This is a genomic window from uncultured Romboutsia sp., assembly GCF_958366745.1.
GTDB classification, from domain to species: Bacteria; Bacillota; Clostridia; order Peptostreptococcales; family Peptostreptococcaceae; genus Romboutsia; species Romboutsia timonensis.
The window spans coordinates 1-6465 of record NZ_CATXCO010000141.1 but is presented as its reverse complement, the minus strand read 5'-3'; the positions used below and the strand labels follow the sequence as shown (position 1 = coordinate 6465).

The window sequence follows — 6465 nt, the reverse complement described above, 5'->3', positions numbered from 1 at the left end:
GAGTTGGTGATATTAGGATAATTTTTGAAAAAGAAGATGATAAGCTTAAAATTATTGTTATAGATATAGGAAATAGAGGTCAAATATATAATAAGTATTAAATTAATAGATTGTAAACTTTAAATAATTTCAAAATTTTAATATATTCGGAACTAAAAAATACAACTATACTAGATAAATAATATCTTGAATAGTTGTATTTTTGTATGAGTTTAATTATATTAAGATTAAAATCACTAGGTTTAAATATAAAACAAATAATTAGAAAAAAAGTTTAGTTTTTAAACTTTTCGGTAACGGTAGATAGTTTATGATTTTAGTTTGTTTACCATAAAAATATAATGTATAATTATTGTAATATAAAATATAGGAAGTGAAAAAATGAGAAGAACTTTATTAAACCCTAAAATAGATTTTGTATTTAAAAAAATTTTTGGATCAGAAGAACACCCAGAAATTTTAATATCATTTTTAAATGCAGTACTTAAACCAAAAAAGCCTATTGTATCAGTTGAAATAAAAAACTCAGACTTAGAAAAAGAGTATATAGAAGATAAATTTTCTAGATTAGATGTAAAAGCATTGACAAGCAATAAAGAAATCATAAATATAGAAATACAATTAAAAAATGAATACAATATGATACAAAGAAGCTTATATTATTGGAGTAAGCTTTACGAAGAACAATTATCAGAAGGCGATAGATATGATAAATTGAGTAGAACAGTTTGTATAAATATACTAGATTTTAAATATTTAAAAAATGACAGATTCCACAATGGATATAGGTTAAAGGAAATAGAAACAAATGAAGAATTAACAGATTTACAAGAAATTCACTTTATAGAAATACCTAAGCTAAAAAGATTTGAAAGCACTGAAGAAATAGTTGATTTACTAGAGGGTTGGGTAGAGTTTTTAAGAGATCCAGAAAGTGAAGTAATTAGAAAATTAGAAATGAGTAATAAAGAAATTAGAGAAGCTAAAGATGAATTATATAGACTTAGCAGAAACTCAAAAGAAAGAGAACTTTACTATCTAAGAGAAAAGTCTTTAAGAGATGAAATAAGTGCATTAGCAAATGCCAAAGAAAAAGGACTAAAAGAAGGATTAAAACAAGGATTATTTGAAGGTAAATTAGAAAGTGCAAGAAGCTTTTTAGATATTTTAGATGATGATACAATAGCTACTAAGCTCAATATCGATGTAGATATAATAAAAAAATTAAGAATAGAAAAATTAAAAAAGTAGTCTTAGGTTAACTCCTCAGACTATTTTTAATATTTAAATATACTACTAAATAAATAATATAATATAGATACATTCACAATTGTTATATATTACAAATTGAATTCTGTGTGTATTTAAAAATATCTGTTTTATTGAACATATAAAGTATGAAATTATTTAATTATTAATTAAGAGATAGATTTATACCAAGCTTAATTACTGTAATTTCAATATTAGTTCTTATAATATTTGTAATAAAAAAATAAATAAACGAATAAGAAAATTTCTGAATTAGAAAAAATGATTAATAATTTATAGAATAATTAACTAACAATATATTAATTTTATGTATTGACAGTTGAAAAAAGATTAATTATAATAAAGACAAATCAATTGAATTAAATTAAATTTTGATTGATTGAAATAATCACAAGAAAGAGGTTGCTATGAGCAAATACGATATTTTAAAATTAGAAAATCAGATGTGTTTTCCATTATATGCAATATCAAGAGAAATAATAAAATTATATAAACCTTATCTTGATCAGCTTAATCTTACGTATACTCAATATATTGCAATGCTTGTAATGTGGGAAGAAGAAAAAATAGTATTTAAAGAACTTGGAAAAAAACTTCATTTAGATTCAGGAACTCTTACTCCTGTACTTAAAAAACTTGAGTCTATGGGACTTATAATAAAGTATAGAAGTAAAGAAGATGATAGAGTAGTAATTGTTGAACTTACTGAGACTGGAAGAAAACTTAAAGATGAAGCCATCACAGTTCCAGAAAGAGTATTTTGCCAATTTAAAATATCTGAAGAAGATGCTGTTCAGTTTAAATATTATTTAGATAAAATACTAAAAAGTTTTGTATAATAAAAGATGATAAATTCACTTTTTAAAGTGAATTGCATCTTTGATTATATAGATAACCTATTTTATACACTAATTAATTGAATAAAATTAAATTTTAATAAATTAAAATATTGGAGGATATATTATGAAATTTTATGATTTTACTGCAAAAAAAATGAATGGTATAGAAGTTAAAATGGACGAATACAAAGGAAAGGTGTTATTGGTTGTTAATACAGCTAGTAAATGTGGATTTACACCACAATTAGCAGAACTTGAGCAAATGTATAAGGACTATAAAGATAAAGGATTTGAAATACTTGGATTCCCTTGTAATCAATTTGCCAATCAAGACCCAGGTTCAAACAAAGAAATAAGTGACTTTTGTCTTATAAATTATGGAGTTACATTTACAATGTTTGAAAAAATAGATGTTAATGGAGAGTCTGCACATCCAATATATAAATATTTAAAAAATAATGCAAAAGGAATTTTAAACAATGAAATAAAATGGAACTTTACTAAATTCCTTATTGACTCTGAAGGTAATGTTGTTGATAGATTTTCACCGACTACAAATCCTAAAAAGATAAGAAAAGATATAGAAAAATTATTACCATAAGCATAGTAAGTAAATTTAGCACAATATTATAAAAGAAACTAACAAATTATATAAAATTAGATAAATAACCATACCTTATATTATTGAAAATACTAAGGTATGGTTGTTTTTATTGTAAATTTATTTATAACAAAATATCTAGTTTACAAAAATTTATCATAAATCTTAATAAAATCTTAATAAATCATACACTTTATATTAAAAAATAACATCTATACTACTAAATATAAACAATATATGTATAAAAATGGTAAAATAAAAAGCGAGGTGAGATTAATGATAAAAGGGAATGTATTATTAGTTGATGATGATAAAGACATAGTTGAGTCTATGGAAATACATTTAAAAAATGAAGGACTAAAAGTATATAAGGCTTATGATGGAATAGAAGCTCTAGAAATTTTACTTGAAAAAGAAATTCACTTAATTTTAATGGATATTATGATGCCAAGAATGGATGGACTAAGTGCAACATTAAAAATCAGAGAAGAAAAAAATATACCAATTATACTAGTATCAGCAAAAACAGAAGATAGCGATAAAATAATAGGGCTTAACATGGGTGCAGATGATTATATAACAAAACCATTCAACCCATTAGAACTAGTAGCAAGAGTAAAGTCTAACTTAAGACGCTATATTTCACTTGGAAACTTTAAACAAGAAAGTTTAGAAGTCTTAAAATATGAAGCATTAGTTCTAGATAATGCTAGCAAAGAAGTTAGCGTAGATGGGGAAGTAGTAAAGTTAACCCCTATAGAATATAAGATTTTAGAAATGCTACTAAAAAATCAAGGAAGGGTATTTTCATCAAGGCAAATATATGAAAGTATTTGGCAAGAGCCAGGATACAACTGTGACAGAACAGTAGCAGTACATATAAGTAGAATAAGAGAGAAAATAGAGATAAATCCTAAAGATCCAAAATATATAAAGGTGGTGTGGGGAGTTGGATATAAAATTGATAAAAAATAAAAACTTAGTGGCTTTAGTTATATGTTTTTGTATAACTATAATTAGTGCTAATATAGATATGAAAGATTTTTATATGAACTATATTAATGCAGACTTTTATAAAAGTTATGAATTAGAACAAGTTTTATATGAAATAGCAACACAATCTGTATATACAGTAGTAGGAGATAATGCAAGTGAAAAAATGCTTAATTATAAAACTGAAAGTAAGAATATGATTTCTAATTATACAACAGCAAATGTATTTGTAATAAACAATGATAGTAAAGAAGTATACTATAATAATATTTCTGATATTGATAAGTATTTAAAAACAGTTACAAAGTCTTATCATAATGTATATGAAATTAACTTTAAAGATAAAACTATGTACTTACTAAATGATAATAATGATAAAGTTAGGGTATCAACAAACAATTTTGGTAATCTAGCTCAAACAAGAAAAGAAGATGTTACTACATATATAGCAATTCCTTTTACTTCAGACATAGCAAGGATGAAAGATATTAATAATAATGAACCTCTATATGTAAAATATAAGGAATTTGTTAAAAATATTGAAGATGCAATCTTTTTCATAGGCTCTAAAATAATAGCATTAATAACATTTATAATACCTTATTTAGCTATGCTTATACTAGATAATAAAAAATTAAGTAAAAAAGATAGTTTAAATAATATTTTAAAAAATATATTACTTATATCACTTGCTTTTTTAATATCTTTACTACAATCTAAAATTTATGGATGGAGTATATGGTATTATTTTATTAATACAGGTTTACTGTACTTAATATATTATTTTGGTTTTAAAATATTAGAGGAAAATAGGAAAAATAATATACATCCTAAAGATTATGCACATAATCTAATGGTTAAACTGACTAGTTTAAAAATGAATAATAAAAAAATTTATACTATAATTAAATATGTATGGATATTTATACCATTAGTAATAATACAAGTTATTATAGTATTTACTTTTCATTCTAATTATGATTTATTTGAACTTTCAGTTTATACTGCTCCATTATTAAGTATAGCTTTAAGTGTAATATCAATTTTTATTATAAAAGATAAAGTAAATAAAATTGAACAAATAAGAAATGGAATAGACAAAATAAAAAATGGAAATATAGAACACAAAATAGAAATAAAGAAAGATTTATTGTTTGATGATATAGTAAAGGATATAAATGAAATAGGAAAAACTATAAATATAGCAGTAGAAGAAAGATTAAAAAGTGAGAGAATGAAAAATGAACTTATAACTAATGTATCTCACGATTTAAAAACACCTCTTACAGCTATTATTAACTATATAAGTTTAATGAAAAAAGAAGATATTCAACCAAAACATTTAAAAGATTATGTACAAGTTTTAGATAAAAGGTCTCAAAGGCTTAAGATATTAATAGAAGACTTATTTGAAGCATCTAAAATTGGAAGTAATAACATAGAATTAAATTTAGAAGAAAATGATATAAATCAGCTACTTACTCAAACATTAGTAGAAATGGAAGACTATATAAATGAATCTAAATTAGATTTTATAGTGAATACACCTGATAAGGAAGTGTATATATTAGCTGATGGAAAAAAGACTTTTAGAGTTTTTGAAAATATAATTTCTAATATATTAAAATACTCTTTAGAGAAAACTAGAGTATATATTGACTTAGTAGAAAGTGATAAAAAAGTACATATAAGTTTTAAGAATATATCTAAGCATCAACTTAATTTCGACCCAGATGAAATAACTGAAAGGTTTACAAGAGGCGATTTATCAAGAAATACAGAAGGTTCTGGACTTGGACTTGCTATAGCAAAAGGGCTTGTACAAGCACAAGGTGGAGAATTAAAAGTAGATATTATTGGGGATTTATTTATTGTTAATATAGATTTTAATATGTAGTATATTTTGTATATTATTAACTATAAAGTTCAAGAAGCTTATTAGATATTTTAGATGATTACATTAGTCACTAAGCTTAATATTTACGTAGATATAATAAAAAATAGTCTGAGGTTAACTCCTTAGACTATTTTTAATATTTGGGTATGTTTTATATATGAGCTTTAAGTTCCTTTATAAACTTCTTTCTCCTTACATTGTATAAAATTAAGTCAATAATCAAATATGTAACCATCATTATTATTATCATTTTCAAATCTTTTATTTCAAATAAAAAATATACTACTTCTAATATCAATAATCTCTTTGTAGTCTTAAGTCGTTGAATACCTTCAAATCTACAATATGTATCGTTATCTATATTTACGTTATATTTTTTATTAAATTTATCTACAGAACGATCTATTTAAAACATATAGTTTTTTTCTAATATCCCTATACTTGCTGATAAAGAACCAATAACTACAAACAATATACCTATATTTTGCTCCATATAATTATCCCCCTAAAATAATATCTCCTCGCACGTTATAACAATTGCGACTTAATTTATATTGTATCACTTTCAACACTCATTTAAAATATAGCCTAATATTTAAATATACTACTAAATAAATTTTATAATCTAGATAAGTTCACAATCGTTATATACTACGAAGTTAATTATATTTATACAGTACATTTTACTTCAAAATATGGACTTGAAAAATCATAATTATATCCAGGACTTATAATAATAGTCTTATCATTACAACCTACATCAGAAAACATATCACAAATATCATCAAAATTAAAGGAACTAGTTTTTTTACACCTGAATTGTATAATTAAATCAGACAAATATATAAACAAAAAAAGACACTTAT

Annotated in this window: 5 protein-coding genes; all 5 read left to right on the top strand. The window is 23.3% G+C overall.

From position 1 onward, the window contains the following. Nucleotides 1-381: 381 nt before the first annotated feature. The 5 genes from Q5F54_RS09410 (at nt 382) to Q5F54_RS09390 (ending at nt 5599) form a co-directional block, all read left to right on the top strand. Nucleotides 382-1251, top strand: coding sequence for an Rpn family recombination-promoting nuclease/putative transposase (locus tag Q5F54_RS09410; RefSeq protein WP_288306654.1), 870 nt, complete (start codon nt 382-384; stop codon nt 1249-1251). 425 nt (nt 1252-1676) lie between these two features. Beyond that, a complete protein-coding gene (locus Q5F54_RS09405; protein WP_288524607.1) occupies nt 1677-2108 on the top strand; it encodes a MarR family winged helix-turn-helix transcriptional regulator in 432 nt (143 codons plus the stop codon). A gap of 124 nt (nt 2109-2232) precedes the next feature. Continuing rightward, nucleotides 2233-2709 (top strand): glutathione peroxidase, encoded by a 477-nt coding sequence (locus Q5F54_RS09400; protein ID WP_302334304.1) that lies wholly within the window; start codon nt 2233-2235, stop codon nt 2707-2709. 276 nt (nt 2710-2985) lie between these two features. Then, entirely contained in the window at nt 2986-3684 is a 699-nt protein-coding gene (locus Q5F54_RS09395) for a response regulator transcription factor (RefSeq protein WP_302334303.1), read from the top strand. Beyond that, nucleotides 3659-5599, top strand: a complete 1941-nt coding sequence (locus Q5F54_RS09390; protein ID WP_302334302.1) for a HAMP domain-containing sensor histidine kinase — start codon at nt 3659-3661, stop codon at nt 5597-5599. The genes Q5F54_RS09395 and Q5F54_RS09390 overlap by 26 nt, the downstream gene beginning before the upstream one ends. Nucleotides 5600-6465 lie beyond the last annotated feature (866 nt).

Excerpts from the sequence above, each read along its gene's own strand:
- Q5F54_RS09410 (WP_288306654.1), top strand. The coding sequence starts at position 382 with ATGAGAAGAACTTTATTAAACCCTAAAATAGATTTTGTATTTAAAAAA.
- Q5F54_RS09405 (WP_288524607.1), top strand. The coding sequence starts at position 1,677 with ATGAGCAAATACGATATTTTAAAATTAGAAAATCAGATGTGTTTTCCA.
- Q5F54_RS09400 (WP_302334304.1), top strand. The coding sequence starts at position 2,233 with ATGAAATTTTATGATTTTACTGCAAAAAAAATGAATGGTATAGAAGTT.
- Q5F54_RS09395 (WP_302334303.1), top strand. The coding sequence starts at position 2,986 with ATGATAAAAGGGAATGTATTATTAGTTGATGATGATAAAGACATAGTT.